Source organism: Pseudomonas sp. TE12234, from assembly GCF_054061835.1.
In genome coordinates this window covers 107,133-124,639 of sequence record NZ_JBSSEP010000014.1, presented here as the reverse complement: position 1 = coordinate 124,639, position 17,507 = coordinate 107,133, and the positions used below count along the sequence as shown (strand labels likewise).

Annotated in this window: 8 protein-coding genes; 1 reads left to right on the top strand and 7 read right to left on the bottom strand. The window is 61.4% G+C overall.

The window, feature by feature from the left end:
• Window positions 1-138: 138 nt before the first annotated feature.
• Together ACVWYU_RS21005 and ACVWYU_RS21000 are read right to left on the bottom strand one after the other, a co-directional pair.
• Window positions 139-1,581, bottom strand: coding sequence for a mechanosensitive ion channel domain-containing protein (locus ACVWYU_RS21005; protein ID WP_457373581.1), 1,443 nt, complete (start codon window positions 1,579-1,581; stop codon window positions 139-141).
• Window positions 1,582-1,761: 180 nt separating this feature from the next.
• Window positions 1,762-2,628 carry a pirin family protein gene (locus ACVWYU_RS21000; RefSeq protein ID WP_457373580.1) on the bottom strand — a complete coding sequence of 289 codons (867 nt, stop codon included), beginning with the start codon at window positions 2,626-2,628 and terminating at the stop codon, window positions 1,762-1,764.
• Between the two features lie 271 nt (window positions 2,629-2,899).
• Between ACVWYU_RS21000 and dkgB the strand changes: the two genes are divergently transcribed.
• On the top strand, window positions 2,900-3,703 hold the full coding sequence (gene dkgB / locus ACVWYU_RS20995; protein WP_090323893.1) for a 2,5-didehydrogluconate reductase DkgB: 804 nt from the start codon (window positions 2,900-2,902) through the stop codon (window positions 3,701-3,703).
• 3 nt (window positions 3,704-3,706) lie between these two features.
• Here dkgB and ACVWYU_RS20990 read toward each other — a convergent pair whose 3' ends face one another.
• The 5 genes from ACVWYU_RS20990 to ACVWYU_RS20970 all read right to left on the bottom strand — a co-directional run bounded on the left by ACVWYU_RS20990 (window position 3,707) and on the right by ACVWYU_RS20970 (window position 17,410).
• Window positions 3,707-6,946 (bottom strand): transporter substrate-binding domain-containing protein, encoded by a 3,240-nt coding sequence (locus tag ACVWYU_RS20990; RefSeq protein WP_457373579.1) that lies wholly within the window; start codon window positions 6,944-6,946, stop codon window positions 3,707-3,709.
• Window positions 6,947-7,573 carry a response regulator transcription factor gene (locus ACVWYU_RS20985; protein WP_247256074.1) on the bottom strand — a complete coding sequence of 209 codons (627 nt, stop codon included), beginning with the start codon at window positions 7,571-7,573 and terminating at the stop codon, window positions 6,947-6,949. It lies immediately after the preceding gene.
• A gap of 111 nt (window positions 7,574-7,684) precedes the next feature.
• Window positions 7,685-8,098: a response regulator gene (locus tag ACVWYU_RS20980; protein WP_457373578.1), complete on the bottom strand. Its 414-nt coding sequence runs from the start codon at window positions 8,096-8,098 to the stop codon at window positions 7,685-7,687.
• A gap of 394 nt (window positions 8,099-8,492) precedes the next feature.
• The gene (locus tag ACVWYU_RS20975; protein WP_457373577.1) at window positions 8,493-9,842 is read right to left on the bottom strand and encodes an aminotransferase class I/II-fold pyridoxal phosphate-dependent enzyme; all 1,350 of its coding nucleotides are present in this window, start codon (window positions 9,840-9,842) and stop codon (window positions 8,493-8,495) included.
• Window positions 9,843-9,850: 8 nt separating this feature from the next.
• Window positions 9,851-17,410 (bottom strand): SDR family NAD(P)-dependent oxidoreductase, encoded by a 7,560-nt coding sequence (locus ACVWYU_RS20970; protein ID WP_457373576.1) that lies wholly within the window; start codon window positions 17,408-17,410, stop codon window positions 9,851-9,853.
• Between the last annotated feature and the right edge of the window lie 97 nt (window positions 17,411-17,507).

Sequence of the window (17,507 nt, the reverse complement as noted above, 5' to 3'; positions counted from 1 at the left end):
TGCTCCAGGGCAAGTGGGTGTGTGGCTAAGTTAGTCCCCGGAGCGCTTTGCACAAATAGCCAATTTTCCAGAAGTCGAGGAGGCCACTCCACGGGCGAAAAGACAGCTCAACTGACCCGCGCCCTCTGCAACGGCCCGTCATACCCGTTTACGCAACCAGTGCAAAAACCCGGTCTTCGGTACCACCTGCGGCACCTCCTGAGTCAGGGCCTTGGCTTTGTGCAGGCGGAAATCCAGCAAGGTTTGCATCGCGTCGTTGATGTCGTGACGGGCATCCAGGCACGGTTTGAGGTACTCCTTTTCGATGCGGTAAAGCATGCAGGGAGTCTTCGCCGCAAAGGTGGCGGGCACCGAACTGTCGTCCAGAATGCCGGCCTCGCCAATCACCTCGCCAGGCCCCATGCGCCCGGACTCGAAAGGCGTGCCGTGGCGGTTCAGCGTTACCGTGACCACCCCGGATTCAATGATGAACAAATGATCGCTGACCTCCCCCGCCGCCAGGATGGTCTCCCCGGCGCGGAACGTTTGCAGGGTCATGTTCTGGCTGAAGGTTTCTTTTTCTTCCTGGCGCAAGGTCGAGAAAATCGGTGAACTGTCGAGCAGCGCCCGCGCCCGTGAAAGGTTGGTCGAGGCGATGGGTTCCACGCTCGACAGCAGGTTGACCCCGGACGCCTGCAAGTGCCGGTACGCCAGATCGTAGAGTTGATTGCGGACCTCGCGCTGTTCGTTCATCGAGGCGACAAACCCGCTGATTTCGTATTCCACGCCGGCGCTGGAGGAGCTTTTGAGCGCCACTTTCGGCGCCGGCTTGTTCAACAGCATGCGACAGCCCTGCATCGCCCGCTCAAGGGCATCGATCACCTTGTTCGGCCGGACGTGGGGGCTCACCTGCAAACTGATCGAAATGCCGAAAATATCGCTGGGCCGGCTGAAGTTGACGATCTTGGCCTTGGCCGCCAGCGAATTGGGAATCACCGCCATGCTGCCTTGTGAGGTTTGCAGGCGCGTGGCGCGCCAATCGATGTCGATGACCCGGCCTTCGGTGCCATCGATGGAGATCCAGTCATCCAGTTGATAGGGTTTGGTGGTGTTCAGGACGATCCCCGAAAACACGTCACTAAGGGTGCTCTGCAGGGCCAGGCCGACGATGATCGCCAGCGCGCCGGACGTGGCCAGAACACCTTTGACCGGCAGATCGAGCACGTACGCCAGGGCGGCGATCACCGCGACGAGAAAAATCACCGCACCGAGCAGGTCTTGCAACAATCGCCCGGTATGCCCGACCCGTTGCATCATCGCCGCGCCAATCAACACCGTCAGGGTGCGCGCGCCGAACAGCCACCAACCGATCTGCAACCCCGTGGCCGCCAGGTGCAGCGGCACGTTGTCGGCCCAGGGCGCCGTCTCCATCGGGTTCAAGCCTTCGTTGAACAGCAACAGGCTGAACAGCGAGAAAATCACCACCCGCAACAGCAGCTTCCAGCCGTTGCGATTGGCCGTGACCAGGCGCCACAGCCCGAGATCGATCAGGATCAGCACCAGGGCGCACACCAGCGGGTGTTCGGTAAGCAAAGACAACATCAAGAAACTCCAGCCCGGAACAATGAACGGAAGATCGCATTGGCCACAGTGTAGGAGCAATTGATTTCGCTGGAACCTGACGTCCAGAAACCTGTGGCAGCGTGCGTGCCCGTTGCCACAGAGGATGGGAGCTGGCGGATTTACGCGTCGCTGCTCAGTGTGATGTCACGGGTCTTCCCGTCAACCGTGCAGGCGGCCGAAGCGGCCGGACTGGAAGTCGGCGAACGCCTGGTGAATTTCTCGCTCGGTGTTCATCACGAACGGACCGTGCCCGACGATGGGCTCGTCAATCGGCTCACCACTGAGTAACAGCACCACGGCCTCGTCGCTGGCTTCCAGGGTGAGCTGCTTGCCCTTGCGCTCGAACAGGGCCAACTGCCCTTCCCCCACCGACGCAAGGCCATTGACCTGAACCGTGCCACGCAAGACCACCAACGCCATGTTACGACCTTCATGCAGGTCAAGCGTGAGCGCCTGGCCGCCATTGAGACGCAGGTCCCAGACGTCGATCGGCGTAAAGGTGCGCGCCGGCCCGGTGTGACCGTCGAACTCACCGGCAATCAAGCGCAGGCTGCCGGCGTTGTTCTTCAGGGCGATGTTTGGGATATCAGCGTCGAGGAGGGTCTGGTAACCGGGGTCGGCCATTTTGTCCCTGGCCGGCAGGTTGACCCACAACTGCACCATCTCCAGGGTGCCACCGCTTTTGGCAAAGCCTTCGGAATGAAACTCTTCGTGGAGAATGCCGGAAGCGGCGGTCATCCATTGCACATCGCCCGCGCCGATCTTGCCGCCACTGCCGGTGGAATCGCGGTGTTCCAATTCGCCCTTGTAGACGATGGTCACGGTTTCGAAACCCCGGTGCGGGTGCTGACCCACGCCACGCCGCTCAGTGGTCGGGGTGAATTCAACGGGCCCGGCGTGATCCAGCAGCAGAAACGGACTGATGTGTTTGGCCAGATTGTCGTAGGAAAACAGTGTACGAACCGGAAAACCGTCGCCGACCCAGTGGGTATTGGGACGAGCGTAGATACCGATGATGTTTTTCATGGTGTCTCCTGAAGAGGTGAGTGAAACCATGGACATAGCTTAAAAACATCGCCAATGATGCGCTAGACGGTAAAAAGCAGCTTGATCGTTCTACCAGTGGAACGATAACAACTCATCTGACTCATAGGCCGCCAGATCAGCCCCCCGCGCTGCATCAGACTGTCCGATTCATGATTTGCGGTAAACATTGCTTTGCCATTGCAGCGGTTTTTCCCACGGATGCAGACACGGATACTCGCGGCCATTCCCACTGCAACCTCTGGAGTCATACATGTCCATCCCCGCATTCGGCCTGGGTACCTTTCGCTTGCAAGGCCAGGTGGTCATCGATTCGGTGCGCACCGGCCTCGAACTGGGCTACCGGGTCATCGATACCGCGCAAATCTACGAGAACGAAGCCGAGGTCGGCCAGGCCATCGCCGCCAGTGGCATTGCCCGGGAAGAACTGTTCATCACCAGCAAGATCTGGGTGGCCAACTTCGCCAGGGATCGCCTCATCGACAGCCTCAGGGAGAGCCTGCGCAAATTGCGGACCGACTACCTTGACCTGACGCTCATCCACTGGCCGTCGCCGGAAGATCAGGTGCCGGTGCAAGAATTCATGGGCGCCCTGCTCGAAGCCAAGCGCCTGGGCCTGACCCGGCAGATCGGTGTGTCGAACTTCACCGTCGACCTGATGCAACAAGCCATCGCTGCCATCGGCGCCGAGCACATCGCCACCAACCAGATCGAACTGCACCCCTATCTGCAAAACCGCACAGTGGTCGGGTTCGCGCAGAGCCAGGGCATCCAGATCACCTCGTACATGACCCTGGCCTACGGCGAGGTGCTCAAGGACCCGGCCATCCAGCAGATCGCCGGGCGCCTGCGGGCGACACCGGCACAGGTCACCCTGGCCTGGGCCATGCAAATGGGATACGCGGTGATTCCTTCGTCCACAAAACGCGCCAACCTTGAGAGCAACCTCAAGGCTTGCGGACTGACACTGAGCGAAGCCGACATGCAATTGATCGCCAGCCTGGATCGCGGCCATCGCCTGACCAGCCCGAAAGGCATCGCGCCCGACTGGGACTAAGGGTCAGCCCTGCTCAAGGCTGAGGTCCAGGCGCGTCATGGCTTGCTGCAACTGATCGACGGCAGCGTCGATCAGTGCGGCGTTGCCCTCGCGGCACGCACGCTCCAGCTGTTCGCAATATTCGACCAGCGTCATCGCCCGAACCATCAGCGCCCCGCCCTTGATGCGGTGCGCCAGATCCTGCAAGGCGGGGTGATTGCCACTGGCGTGTTCCTGCAGCAGAAGCTCGCGGTCATCGCGATTGGTCACCGCCAGATCGTGCAACAACTGGGTGATCAGCTCTCGATCCGCCCCCACATAACGCTCCAGGCCACTCAAATCGATCTCGGCGGCTGACGGTGCTTCGTCCTGCGCTTCGCTCAAAAACCTTGCGCCCAGCCAGCCGCTCAGATCCTCCAGCCGAATCGGCTTGAACAGGCAATCGTCCATGCCCGCCTCGATGCAGCGGATCTTTTCCTCGTGTTGCGCATTGGCGGTAAATCCCAGAATCACGGTCGGCGCCATGCCCTGTAACCGCTCGTCATCGCGAATCGCCCCCGCCAACTCATAACCACTAAGCACCGGCATGTTGCAGTCGGTGATGACCAGATCGAACTCGTGCTCGCGCCATTTTGCCAAGCCTTGCTGACCATCCTCCGCCTCCATTACCTGGTGCCCCAGCCAACTCAGCTGTCGCGTAAGCAACAGGCGATTGGCCGGGTAATCGTCGACCACCAGAATCGTCAGCGGTCGGGTGGGCAGCTGCGCAGCGCTCTGCGCCAGCTCGCTGGCGGGCAGCGGTTGCAGGGCCATCAGTTCAAGGTTGATGTCGACACGGGTGCCGCGCCCGAGCGCACTGTCGAGTTGCAGGCGGCCGCCCATCATTTCGCACAGGGTGCGGCTGATCACCAGCCCCAGCCCGGAACCCTGGCGGCCGGATTGCTGGCTGTTGCCGGCCTGCACGAAGGGGCTGAACAGGCGTTGCTGGTCGAAGGCACTGATGCCGATGCCGCTGTCCTGTATCTGTACGCTGACCGCCAGGCGCTGCGAGGACGTCGGATCCACCCGCAGTTTCAGGCTGACCTCGCCTTCAGCGGTGAACTTGATCGCATTACTCAACAGATTGGACAGTACTTGCTTGAAACGTACGGGATCGATCAACACATCGCAGTCGCTGTTTGCGTCGACTTCGACCCGCCATCGCAGGTTTTTCTGCCGCGCCAGACCTTCGAAGACCCGGCACACCGAGACCACCAGCGCCTGCAGGTTGGTCCGCTCCGGTGTCAGTGACAAATGCCCGGACTCGATACGGGCGATGTCCAGGATATCGCCAATCAAGGCCAGCAATTGCTGTCCGGCGTTCGACGCCACCTCGATGGCGCAACGGTCGGTGACACCTTCGTCCGCCCGTTTCAGCGCCAGCTCGAGCATGCCGATCAAGGCGTTCATGGGCGTGCGGATTTCATGACTCATGGTCGCCAGAAACGTGGTCTTGGCCCGGTTGGCCTGTTCGGCGGCGTCCTTGGCTTCCTGCAATTGCCCCAGCAGCAGCTGGCGCTGGCGAATCTGCCGGCGCTGCCAGAGCATCCCGCCGAGCGCAATCAAGAGCAGGACGCCGGCCGCAGCGAACGCCTGGAAAATGCTCTGCCGATAGCGCAACCAATAGCTCTGCTCCACCATTTGGTCGTTTCGCCAGGGGAGTGTCAGTTCGTCGATCTCTTCGGGGGGAATACTCAGCAGCGCCTTGTCCAGGATCGAATGCAACTCGGTCGCCTCGCGGCTGGTCGCCAGGGTGCTGCGGGCAGGATCGGTTCCCACGGTGCTGGTCACTTGCAGACGGTCGCGGTATTGCCGGGAAATCTGGTAACGGGCGCTGATCAGTGAGTTGATGCTGCCATCGGCCTTGCCCTGGGCGACCATCTCCATGGCCTCTGCCGACAAGGGTGCATCGACAAAGCGGATCAACGGGAAATGCTCCCGAATGTAGTCGCTGGCGATGTTGCCCTGAGTCAGCGCCAGGGTTTTTCCGGCCATCTCGTCCAGTGTCTTGGGGCTGTAGGGCGATAGCCGCGTAACCAATACCGACGGACTGGTCAGGAAGGGCCGGGTAAACAGCAGCGCTTCTTCGCGTCGAGAACTGAGGCCGATCCCGGCCAGCATGTCGACCTGGCGGCTCTGTATGCCCTGGATCATTTCGCTCACCGACTGCATGGCCTTGAGGTCGAATTGCAACCCGGTACGCAGACTGATTTTGGCCAGCACATCGACACCGATGCCGCGATACTTGCCCTCGCTGTCGATGAACGTGATCGGCGGCACATTCGCGTTGATCGCCACGCTGACCCGCGGGTGTTGTTCGAGCCAGCGTTGCTCGGCCACGCTCAATTGCAGTGACTGAGTGCCCGGCATCGACACCCCGCCCGCGCCCCAGCGCCGCAAGATGTTCATCTGTTCATTGGCAGGGATCGCCGCCAGAGCCTGGTTGACGATGTGCCGCAATTGCCGGTTTTCGTGAGTCAGCGCAAAGGCAAAGCGCCCCGATTCCATGCGCGAAAAATCGGTCAGTTGCACGTTGTTCAGATAGTTTTTGCTGATCAGGTAATGGGCACTGATTGCGTCGCCCAGATAGACATCCGCCTGACCGAAGGCCACGGCTCCCACCGCCGCCAGCGTCGAGGGGAAGAGCTGGACCTTCGCCTCGGGATAGAACTGCTGCACGCTTTGTTCGGGCAAGTAGTGGTACAGCATTGCCAGTCGCTCGCCGGCCAGCGCCGGGGCCGGCACTTGAGTCGAATCGATGCGGGTCACCAGCACCGGTTGATCAACCGCATAGGCACTGGAGAGGCGTAACTGCGAATCCCGTGCTTCATAACTGTTGGCCGTGCCCAGCAGGTCAGCATCACCTTGCTTGAGCGCCCGGACCGCCTCAGCGCGGGACTCATAGCGCTGGACAACGATCTGCACCTGCAACAGCTTTTCGAGCAATCCGGCATAGTCCGCCGTTACCCCTTCCAGTGCATGGCCGGTGGTGGTGATGTCAAAGGGGGGATAATCCGGAGCAGAGACGCCCAGTACCAACCGGCCCTTTTGCTGCAACCAGCGTGAGTCGGCCGCTGACAGCGCGACGCTGTACCCTTCGACGTCGGAGCGCCCCAGCAACGTCAATGTCTGTGACTGTGGCTGTGCACAGACACTCGATGCCCAGAGGCAAAGCCCAGGCAGCAGGAAGTTTTTCAGAAGACGCAGGGGGCGGAAGGCGTTCATTCAGATCAGATGATTGCGCCGGGCCAGGTCCCGCAGGTGCACCGACGACTCCACATTGAGCTTTTCCGTCAATCGGGATTTGTAGGTGCTGACGGTCTTGTGGCTCAGGTGCATGATTTCCGCGATGGCCTTGTTGGTCATGCCTCGGGACAGGTGCTGGAAGATCGTCAGTTCTCGGTCCGAGAGGTTGTCGATCATCTGTTTTTCACTGCGTTGCAAGGTGCTCAACGACACTGAACTGGAGGGTAACCGGGTGAAATAGGTGTATCCGGACATCACGGCGTGCACGGCTTTGTGCAAATGCTGCAGGTCGTTGGTCTTGGCCACGTAGGCCGAGGCACCGGCGCGCATGCAGCGCTCCTGATAAAACATCGGTTCCTGGGAAGTGAACACCACGACCCGGCATGGCACCTCACCGGCCTTGATCCTGGCCAGCACATCGAGGCCGTCGAGCGCCGGTATGTTCAGGTCCAGCACCACCAGTTCCGGTGTGTGCTTACGAATCATCGGCAGGACTTCGTTTCCACTGGTCGCTTCGTGAATTCGCTTGAATCCTTCCTGCTTGAGTACGATTTTGAGGGCGCCGCGTATCACCGGATGATCGTCCACTATCAGCACTGACTTCATGGCTACTCCCTGTGCAAAAAAACACGACGATTGGGCACTGGCTGCCCATGGGCAAGGCCCGGATCGGACACAACGCTGCGCATAAACTGTGGCATGGAACGCCTTGACGGACTACCTGACAGAAATGACAGTCCCGACGAACGGCATGCCTGGATCAATGATAGTCATCAGGCGCTGGAGCGCCGCCAGATCCGGCAGCACGGCATGACTTACCTGGGTTTTCTGCTGCTCGCAGGCCGGAATGGGTGGCAGCTGCGCCTGCTGTCCATCGTAGATCAACACGCGATCCAGTTGCCGGTTATCGAGGCAGAAACCCAGCAGGTCGAGTTTGCCGCCCGCCAGTGCGGCATTGATGACCAGCAGGTCGAACGGCTCGTAACCGTATTCCACCAGGGTCAACAGTTCGTCGAGGTTTTGCACTGGCGCCACCCGGTAGTAACCGAGCTGATTGAACCAACGCTCGATTCTCAGCCGGTTAAAATGTTGTTCATCGGCGATCAGAATGCGTAACGACTTGTTCGACAAAGTGCGCCCCCGGAAGCGAGTCAGATGAGTGAGGGCGCAAGGCTACGGAAGACCCAACGAGCTTTCTGTAGGACTTTTCCTAAATCCCATACCACTCCAGCACATTCCATGTAGGAGCTGCCGCAGACTGCGATCTATTGCCGATAGAACACAAAATCAATGGATCACAGCACATTGGAGAGCCAACGCACCCTGTATGCCGCGCAGGACTTGAGGGGTGGGTGGCAGGCTTTGTCATGGTGAGGTCGCCGCCCTTGCAGGAACCGGCTTGCCCGGTGACGAGCAAGACGGTCTCTACAAAAACGCGTACACCTGCAGAACACGCCAAACCCGTAGAAGCCGGCTTGCCGGCGAAGACGTCGCCGAAGATTGCGTTGGTCTTCGGCCGCGCGCCTCAGAGCTTGCGCAGTTCCTGCGCAACGATGGCGACGGTCTCGGCGATTTGTTCCGGGGTGTGCAGGCACGACACGAAAAAGCGCACGCGCGCCGATTTCTCGGGCACTGCCGGATGCAGGATGGGCTGGGCGTTGATGCCACGACGGGACAATGCGCTGGACAATTGGGTGGCCTTGAGCGAACTGCCCGTGATGACCGGCACTACCGCCAGACCGGTGCTGGTGCCAGTGTCCAGTCCCGCTTCCCTGGCAAGCTCAAGAAATTGCCGGCCACGTGCCTGCAAGGTGGCGACGCGCTCGCCATCTTCCGGCAGGCAACGCAACGCTGCCAGCGCTGCCGCCGCCACCGATGGCGGCATGCCGACACTGTAGAGAAAGCCCGGCGCCAGGAACTTGAGGTGTTCCACCAACGCCGACTCACCGGCAATGTATCCACCGCAGCTGGCCAGGCTTTTACTCAGGGTGCCCATCCAGATATCCACATCACCACCGGCCAGGCCGAAATGCTCGCGGATACCTTTGCCGGTCTGCCCCATGACCCCCAGGGAATGCGCTTCATCCACCATCAGCAATACCTGGTGTTTGCTTCTGAGCTCGACGAAACGAGGCAAATCCGGGAAGTCGCCGTCCATGCTGTAAATACCTTCGAGCACCACCAGCACGCGTTCGAAATGTTGGCGCTGATCGCTCAGCACCCGGTCGACCGCTTCCCAGTCATTGTGGGCAAAGCTCAAGCGCCGCGCACCGGACAACTGGATGCCCTGCAGCACGCTGTTATGAATCAGTTCGTCATGCAGGATCAGGTCCCGTGGGCCGAACAGGTAACCGATGGTGGTCACGTTGGTCGCATGGCCACTGACGAAGGTAATGGCATCGTCCACTTCATAGAGGCGAGCCAATGCCTGCTCCAGCTCGCGATGAATCGGACGGTCGCCCGACACTGGACGGCTGGCCGATACCGAGGTGCCGTACTGGTCAATGGCGGCCTTGGCAGCCTCGGCGACTACCGGGTGACCCGAGTACCCCAGGTAGTTGTAGCTCGCGAAATTCACATAGCGGCTGCCACCCATGACGGTTTCAGCCCCCGCCAATCCTTCATGCAGCTTGAAGAACGGATTGGCCAGGCCAAAGCGCGCGGCGCCGTCGAGCATGATGCGTAGCTGCTGATAGCCGGGGAACTGGTCAAATCGGCAGAACTGCCCGAACGCCTCCTTCGGAGTGCCCTTGAAACCTTCCAGCGATGGGCTTGGTGCGCCATCGCCGGTTTTGCGCAGACGCCGTTCCAGGGCTTGTTGGATCAGCTTGTCCTTCATCGAAGTGGCAAGCCCGGGCGAGGTTTTATGGGTCATGGTCCGGATCAATTAATCAAGCGTGAAAGTTTGGAACCCTGGGCGTCGAGGCCATCGCTCAGTTGCGCGATGTCGTCATGGGAGATGTCGACGCCATGACGCGAGAACGTTTCGCTCGCCAGGGACTGCAGGTTTTTTTCGCCATCCGCTTGCACATCACCGTCCTGGTTGCCGCGCAAGAGCTCAAGGATGCGCACGGTGATCTTGCCGATGTTCGACGCTTCGCTCAGTTCCATGACCGGCAGACGCACACCGAACCGCTCCTCGACCGCGACCACCAGCTCGACACTCATCAGCGAGTCCAGCCCCAACTCCTGGAGCGGTCGGGTGATATCCAGTTTGCTGGTGGGTATACGCAGGATTTCGCTGATTTCCTGCTTGAGCATTTCATTGAACAGCTCGATCAGCTCGGGGTCGTCCATTTCCGCCAGCAGCCGCTGGATATCGTCGGCATCGCTTTCTTCGTCCTGCTCGCCACCGTGCAACCTCGCCAGTTCATTGAACTTGGGGGAACCGGCGGCTGGCAGGAAGCGCGACAACGCCTTCCAGTCCAGCTCCAGCACGCCCAGGCCCGAACGGCGTTGCAACAGCAAGCGTTCCAGGGTTTGCAACGCCGCCTGCGACTGCAGGGCCGCACCACCCATGCGGCTTTGCAAGGCGTCCTTGATGTCCTGGTTGCGGGCGAGGAACCCCGCATCATCGATGGCCCCCCACAGCACACTGGTGGCCGGCAAACCAAGCGCCAGGCGATGGCGCGCCAATGCTTCGAGCCAATGGTTGGCGGCCACATAGTTGGCCTGCCCCGGATTACCGAACAGGGTGGTTGCCGAGGAGAACAGCACGAAGAAGTCCAGTGGCAAATGGGCCGTCAATTCATGCAGGTACTGCGCCCCCTTGGCCTTGGGCTCCAGAACGCTCTGCAGTTGTTCACGGGTCAGATTGCGAATCAAGCCGTCATCGAACACCGTTGCCGCATGCACCACGCCACGCAACGGCTGGCCGCTGGCCTGGATACGCGACATGACGGACAGCAGCTGTGCGCGATCGGTGATGTCACAGGCCAGTGCCTGGACCTCGATGCCCTGTTCGCGCCACATCGCCAACAAGGGTTGCGCCTCTTCCGTCGCGGCGCCACGTCGACCCAGCAGGACCAGGTGCCGGGCGCCTTTTTCCACCAGCCATTGCGCGCTGCGCAGGCCGAAACCACTGAGCCCGCCGGTGACCAGATAGCTGCCCTGCGCAGCCAGTGACAACGTCGGTGCGGGCGCCATCGATGTCGCGACAACACCTCGAATCGGCGTGCGGTACGTCACCACGATCTTGCCGATCTGCCGTGCCTGTTGCATGTAGCGGAAGGCTTCGACCACTTCATTGGCATCGAAGGCACGGTACGGCAACGGGCTCAAAAGGCCGTCGCGGAACAATTCCATCATGTCGCCGAACAGTCGACGGGTCAGTTGCGGGCGCTCGCTCATCAGTTGGTCGGCGTCGATGCCGAAGTAACTGATGTTGTTGCGGAACGGGCGCAAGCCGATCCTGGTGTTCTGGTAGAAATCCCGCTTGCCCAGTTCGAGGAAGCGGCCAAAGGGTTTGAGAACCCGCAGGTTACGATTGATCGCCTCGCCCGCCAGCGAATTGAGCACCACATCCACACCTCGGCCATCGGTGATGGCCAGGATGTCATCGGCATAGGCCAGCGAACGCGAGTCGAAAATATGCTCGACCCCCATCAGCCGCAGGAAATCGCGTTTTTCGTCGCTGCCGGCGGTGGCATAGATTTCGGCGCCGCACCATTTGGCAATCTGGATCGCCGCAATCCCCACACCGCCCGCAGCACCGTGAATCAGGATCTTCTCGCCCGGTTCGAGGCGCGCCAGGTGATGCACGGCGTAGTACACGGTAAAGAAGGTACTCGGGATGGTCGCCGCAGCCTCGAAGGACATGCCTTCAGGAATGCGCGCCACCGCGTTGGCATTGGTCACCAGGCGATTGGCGAAGCTCGACGGACCGAAGCCCACGACGCGATCGCCCGGCTGGAAATCACCCTCGACCAACGCCCCTTTGCCGCGCACCACGCCAGCAAATTCAAAGCCCAGCGTCGGACCCGAGAAGCCGTTTTCAATCGCTTCATCGGAGAGCAGGCCCAATGCATACATCACATCACGGAAATTCAGACCGGTCGCCTGAACCTCAATATCCAGCTGGTCGTCAGCCGGTAGCCTTGGCTCCCCTGCTTCCCAGCGCAAATGACGCAGTTGTCCCGGCAAGTCGAACCCGAGCTTGATCTGCGCCGGCACCTGCGGCGTGCCGTCTTGCGGCCATTCATCGGGCTGGACTCGCAGCCGTGCGACATAGCGATCGCCCGCCGCGCTGATCGCCAGTTCGGTTTCTTCATCGGCATTGAGCAGCGCCGTGGCCAGGTGCCCGGCGTCGGCGCCCATTGCCAGATCGAGCAGACGGACACGGCAGCCGACCGCTTCGTTGCTCAGGGTCCGACCGAAACCCCACAAGGCCGCATCGGCGATATGAGTCACCGTCGTTTCCTGCGCAGCGCCTGGGGGCAGCAGATGAACAGCGGCGCCCGAGGTCAGCAACCAACAGTCGGCGGCGATGCCGGCCGACTCACAGGCCTGAGTGATGGACGCCGCCAGCATGCAGCGATCCGCCTGCGCATCCAGCCCCTGGGAGGCGAACAGACCGGCGAGCATCACGATGTGCTGAGCCGCCGGCCCTGCACTCAACTGTTGCGTCAGTACTGCGGCCGAGCCCGGCACGAGCAGCGCGACGTCCTGACCCTGCTCGCGCAGGATCGTGGCCAGCGCCTCGGCCAACGGGCCTTCAGGCCCTTGCTCGTCGGCGACCAGCATCCAGCGTTGGTGCGGATACGCCGGGGCAACCGCGAGGGGCTTCGCGTTGTCCCTGGCGGCCACCAGCAAATAGCTGCCGGATGCCATGTCCGGAATCAACTCCAGGGGCTCGGCTACCGTCAGCCCATGACGCCGCAATTCCTGTTGCCAGAAACCCGGGGTCTGCTGCACCGAGAGTGCCTGCTGCCCCTGACGGGCCAGCCACCAGGAAGGCTCGGCGCCGAAAGTGAAGTCGGCCCAACGCGCAGGGTGTTGCGCCAGCAGCAGCACTTCGCCCCTGGCACCCAACCTGGCGCTCGCCTGTTGCAAGCCCTGGCTGAGTGCTTCCAGTGGTGCCAGGTCGGTGGCGACGAGGAGCAAATCGAAGTCATTGGCCGGCACCCGGGCCACTTTTTCCGCGTCTTCCAGGTTCAGCACCTGAAGGTCCGGGACGTCAGCCTGGAGCATCGACAGCGCTTCAATGTTGCGAGCCACGTACTGATAGTCGACCCGATCGAAATCCAGGCCAACACACAGATCGGCCGCCAATGGCGCGCCTTCGAAGCCCAGCTCGAGAATTCGCAAGCGCTGCCCGTCAGGCAGGGCACGCAACCGTTGGGCGATGTGCTCGCGCACACCACCCAGCACCGCGTGGTAGCCGCCAGCGCCGAGCACCAGACGGGTCAATACGGCGGGCGTGGTTTCCCGTGGCAACAACTGCGCCAGCTCCACCTGGCCGCTCATCAGCTCCAGCAGGTGCATGCCGATACGGCCAACCGAATGAATGATCTGAAAATGCTCGGGGTAACTGCGGAACAGTTCCTGCCAGATGTCCTGGGCACTCGCGCGCTCGCCCTGATCGGCCAATTGCCAGGTGTCATCACCGACCGCGACCAGGCTGCCATCCTCCACCGCTTGTGCAAGCAGATGATCCAGATAACGACCGGCGTTCCAGGTGGCGTACTGCTGGCGGGTCAGTTCACCGCCGAGTTTGTCGATGGCTTCGAGCAGGAAGCTGGCGCACAAACCGTCGAGCAAGGGGTCGATTTCATGGGCATACCGCACGAGCCCGGGCTCATCCGCGACAGTGTCCAGGTGCTGCTGCAGCAATGCCTGCAACCCTGAACCGGCCGTGGGCACGGCGCGTTCATTGGCGGGATAGGGTTTGGCAACCCCGACAAAATCCGCCAGCTTGATATCGCCGCTGCGATCCTTGTGCAGTCGCACCCCACGAAAACGCGCGTCCTTGATGCAGATGACCGCGCGGCCGTCGGCGTCGTACAGGGTGAAATCCGCCAGCAGCGAATGCTCCGAGCGTTTCACCAGGCTGACCTGGGCCAGACAAGGCGGCAGGCTGCCGGCGGCAAAGGCGATGCGCCCCAGCTTCACCGGAATAAAGGCCAGACCTTTGCGGCTGCCGGCCTCCTGGCTCAACAGCTGGGTGATCAACTGGAAGGCGCTGTCCAGCAACGCCGGGTGCAGATTCAGGCTGGCCAGTTCTGCTTCGATCGGGGTCGGGACCGCCAAGCGCGCCAACACCTGGTTGCCCTCGATCCAGCCGGCCTCCACCGCCTGATAGGCCGGACCATAATTGAGGCCGACGGCACGGGTCAGCGCCAGGTGCCCGGACGAAGTGAAATCCGGTGCACGTGCCGGCAAGGCCGGCGCAGCACAGGCCAGCAGGACGCCGCGCGCCTCGCCGGGCAGCCTGGCGACCACATGCTGCACCCACGGCTCAGCCTGGGCGGTGGTACGCGACACAATGGAAACGGTGCCGTCGCTGCTATCGACCGTCACCCGGACTTTCTTGCTGAATTCCGCATGCAGCAAGAGCGGGCTGTGAATCTCCAGTTCTTCGATTTCAACGAATTCGCCGGGTTGATACTGCAAGGCAGCAGCCAGTGCGAGCTCGGTAAAGCCTGCCCCCGGAAACAACACCGAGTCGCCCACCATGTGGTCGCCCAGTGACGGGAACAGTTGCGTATCGAGGCGGTTGTCCCAGGTGAATTCGTGTTCCGGCAACGGGTAACCGAGCAGCGGGTGCACGCGCTCACGCTGCAGCTTGCCGCTCGATTCCGGCGACTCGCCAACCCACAGACGTTCACGCTGCCAGGCGTAATTGGGCAACTGCACGAAACGCCCGGGAGCGGAAAACAGGCATTGCAGATCGATGTCGACACCGGCAATCAGCACCTTCGCCAGGGTGCGGTCGATGGACTGCAGGGACTCGTCGCCGCGCAGCACGGTCGGAATCACGACACCTTCCCGTTCCTGGCTGTTCAGTGCGTCGGTCACATAGGCACGCAAGATCGGGTGTGGCCCGACTTCAACGAATACGTTGTAACCCTGCTCGACAAGCGCTTCGCTGGCTGATTTGAACAGCACCGGATAACGGATGTTTTTCCACCAGTATTCGGCGTCCAGGCATTCGCCAGCCAGCAGGTGGCCGGTCACGGTCGAATACAGGGGAATACGCGCAGGTCCCGGAACGATATCGCTCAAGGCTGCGACCACCTGATCGGCTATCACCTCCATGGCCGGCGAGTGGAACGCATAATCGAGACCCAGGCGGCGGGCGAACACCTGACGCTCGGTCAGGGCGCTCTCCAGGGTATCCAGGGCTGCCGGCAAGCCGGCGACGGTCGCCCCTTTGAAACTGTTATCGCCGGCGACAACCAACTCGCTGTCCAGGCCAAGTGTCTGCAACAGGCTCGCGGTGTCGTCACCCGACAAGCCGACCGCCGACATCTGGCCGCAGCCCTTGGTCAAGCCTTGCAGGCGACTGCGATGGTAGATCACGGCCGTGGCGTCATTCAGTGTCAACGCGCCGCACGCCCAGGCGGCCGCGACTTCACCCACGCTGTGGCCGATCACGGCCACCGGCACGACACCTTTTTCCGCCAGCATGCGGGTAACACCCACCTGCAATGCAAACAGCGCCGGCTGGGCAAACTCGGTCAGCGGATAACGGTCGTCGCCCAGCTCACCCGCCAGTTCCGCGATCAACGAATAACCGGACAAGGGTTGGAAAATCGCGTCCAGCTCGGCAACCGCCTGATGGAACACCGGGTCGGCCAGCAAGGACCGGCCCATGCCCTGCCACTGCGAACCATTGCCGGAGTAAACGAATACCGGACCGTTGGCCTGCTCCACGGCGCGGCCACTTTCCAGGACCGCCGACAGAGCCGGCACGCCAGGTTCAGTGGCGAAATCCAGCAGCGCCTGTGCGCTGCCCTGCGCTTGCGCACCGAGTACCACAACCCTTTGCGGGTGCAATTCGCGGCGGCACAGCGATTGGTAGGCGACGTCGTAGAGGCTCGGTGCGTCCGGCGCGGACATGAACTGCGCAAGCTGTTCACACTGCTCGCTCAGGGCTGCGCTGTCCTTGGCCGAAACCACAAGCGGCACAGAGTGTTGCGCCTGGCTCGCAGCTGGCGCTGCCGGTGGCGGGCTCTCCAGGATCACGTGGGCGTTGGCCCCGCCGAACCCGAAGGAGTTGACCCCGACCACCAGTTTTCCAGTGGGTTTGAGGGCCTGGGTTTCGGTGACCACCCTCAGGTTGAGATCAGCGAAAGGAATGTTCGGATTGAGCTTGTTGATGCCAATGGTCGCCGGCACCTTGCGCTCGATCACGCAATGCAGCGCCTTCATCAGGCCGGCGACGCCAGAGGCGGCCTCGAGGTGGCCAATGTTGCTTTTGACCGAGCCGATCAGCAGTGGCTGATCCGATGGGCGTTGCTGGCCCAGCGCCTCGCCGATGGCCCGGCTCTCGATGGGATCGCCCACCGGCGTGCCCGTGCCGTGAGCCTCCAGGTAATCGATGTCGGCCGCATTGATGCCTGCCGAATCGTAAGCCTGTTTCATCAGGGCAATCTGTGCATCCGCATTCGGGACCGTCAGGCTCGACTTGCGCCCATCGGTATTGGCCGCCGTGCCGGCAACGACCGCGAGGATCTGGTTACCGTCCTCGATCGCCTTGTGGTAATCCTTCAGGTAGAACAGTCCGGCGCCTTCGGAACGGACATAGCCGTCCGCCGCCTCATCGAACACGTGGCATTGCCCGGTGCGCGACAACATCGAAGCCTTGGAAAAAATCAGGAAGCCGAAAGGATGCAGGTGCAGGCTGATCCCGCCGGTGATCGCCTGCTCGATATCGCCGCTCTGAATGGCCTGGCAAGCCTGGTGAAACGCGATCAACGAAGAAGAGCATGCCGTGTCGATGGCCATGCTCGGACCTTGCAGGTCGTAGAAAAAGGACAACCGGTTGGCCGCGATACTGAAGGTATTGCCGGTGGCGGTGGTGGCATCGACCATCGACAGGTCATGGGCCAGGCGATAGCCGTAGTCGGTGCTGGCAATGCCCAGGTACACCCCGCAATCACTGCCACGCAGGCTCGACGGCTTGACGCCGGCGTTCTCGAACAATTCCCAGCCAAGCTCCAGCAACAAGCGCTGCTGAGGGTCCATGACCGCCGCTTCACGAGGCGAAATATTGAAGAATCCGGCGTCGAAGGTCGATATGTCGCCCAGGGATCCGGAAGCAAAGGTGTAGGACGTTGCAGGGTTTGCCTTGTCCGGGTGCAAGAATTCGTCTTTGGACCAGCGGGAAAAATCTGCTTGGGTAATGAAGCTTCGCCGGTCCAGCAGTTGCGGCCAAAAAGTTGCAGAAGTAGATCCTGGAAACCTGAACGACGTCCCTATGATTGCAACTTTTTTAAGCATTGAAACTAACCCTTTATCCCCAGCCCTTTTCCAAAGCTGAACAACAATCAAATTCCATTAATGTAAATGCTGGAAACCCGGCGAAACCTTTAGGGCC